A 1475-nucleotide genomic window follows, 5' to 3' on the forward strand; every position below is an offset into this window, starting at 1 on the left:
TTGGCGTACACAAACCATTCGCAGGCACGCAGGGGCGCGAGCCACTGGGCGAAGACGTCCGGATCGGCGAGCGCCGCATACTCGCCGAAGAACTGCAGCTGGCCGTGCCGGTGGGCATCGGTGAGCGCTTCGAGGAAGCGCCGGCGGAACAGGCGTGAGAGCACGCGCACCGGCAGGAAGAAGCCGGGCCGGCAGCCGATCCAGCGTTCGCCGTCGGGCGACAGCCCCCCGCCGGGGACGATGCCGTGCACGTGCGGATGATGCGTGAGCGCCGAGCCCCAGGTGTGCAGCACGAGGGTGGCCCCGATCTGGGCGCCGAGGTGCCGGGGATCGGCGGCAATCGTGCGCAGCGTGTCGGCGGCGATGTCGAACAGCAGCCCGTAGATGACCCGCTTGTTGTACCAGGCGATCGCGCTGATGGCAGCGGGCAGCGTGAAGACGACGTGGAAGTACTCGACCGGCAGCAGATCGGCCTGGCGCGCCTCGAGCCAGCGTCGTGCGGCATTGCCCTGGCACTTCGGGCAATGGCGGTTGCGGCAGGAGTTGTAGGCGATCTCGGTGCGCGCGCAGCCGGAACAGCGCAGCACATGCCCGCCCAGCGCCGCGCTGCGGCACTGTTCGATGGCCGACATCACCTTCAGCTGCCCGAGGCTCAGGTGGACCGTGCGACGCCACGCCGGCCCGTGGGCGCGGAAGATGTCCGCGACCTCCGGCATGAGGCACTGCGCCGTATCAGTTGGCGGGCAGGCGCTCCAGCGGACTGGTGACTTCGCGCAGCAGGTCGGTGGCCACCTGCGCGTAAAGCGCGGTGGTTTCGAGCTTCTTGTGGCCGAGCAGCACCTGGATCACGCGGATGTCGACCTTCTGTTCGAGCAGGTGCGTGGCAAAGCTGTGCCGCAGCGTGTGCATCGACACGCGCTTGTCGATCTGCGCGGCCTCGGCGGCAGCACGGATGGCACGGTTGAGCTGCCGCGGTGTGAGCGGATCGACGGGGTCGAGCCCGGGAAACAGCCACCCGCCGTCGGGCATCCTGCCCTGGGCACGTGCCACACGCCACCAGACGCGCAGGCGTTCGAGCAGCACCGGCGAGAGCATCGCGTAGCGATCCTTGCGGCCCTTGCCCTGCTCGACACGCAGCGTCATGCGCTGGCTGTCGACGTCGGTGACCTTCAGTGCGACCACTTCGCTGGCACGCAGGCCGGTGCCGTAGGCGACCGAGAGAGCGGTCTGGTGCTTGAGGTTGCCGGTGGCGGCGATGAGCCGCCGTACTTCATCGGGGCTGAGCACGACCGGTAGCGTGCGGGGCACGCGCACGGGTTGCATGCGCGCCATGAGTTCGGGCTCGCGCAGCGTGATCTCGAAGAAGAACTTCAGCCCGGTGATCGCGGCATTCAGTGACACCGGCGACGTGCCATGATCGACCAGATGCAGCTGGTAACCACGCAGGTCCTCGACGGTGGCGGTATCAGGCGAGC

Annotated in this window: 2 protein-coding genes; both read right to left on the reverse strand. The window is 68.6% G+C overall.

The features are described from left to right. A partial coding sequence (locus ACFPTO_RS25085) for an IS91 family transposase (RefSeq protein WP_377715784.1) occupies window positions 1-716 on the reverse strand: 716 nt, incomplete at its 3' end. 16 nt (window positions 717-732) lie between these two features. After that, the coding region (locus ACFPTO_RS25090; RefSeq protein ID WP_377715786.1) for a tyrosine-type recombinase/integrase at window positions 733-1475 on the reverse strand (743 nt) is incomplete at its 5' end.

This window comes from Paraburkholderia denitrificans (assembly GCF_042655705.1).
GTDB lineage: Bacteria > Pseudomonadota > Gammaproteobacteria > Burkholderiales > Burkholderiaceae > Paraburkholderia > Paraburkholderia denitrificans.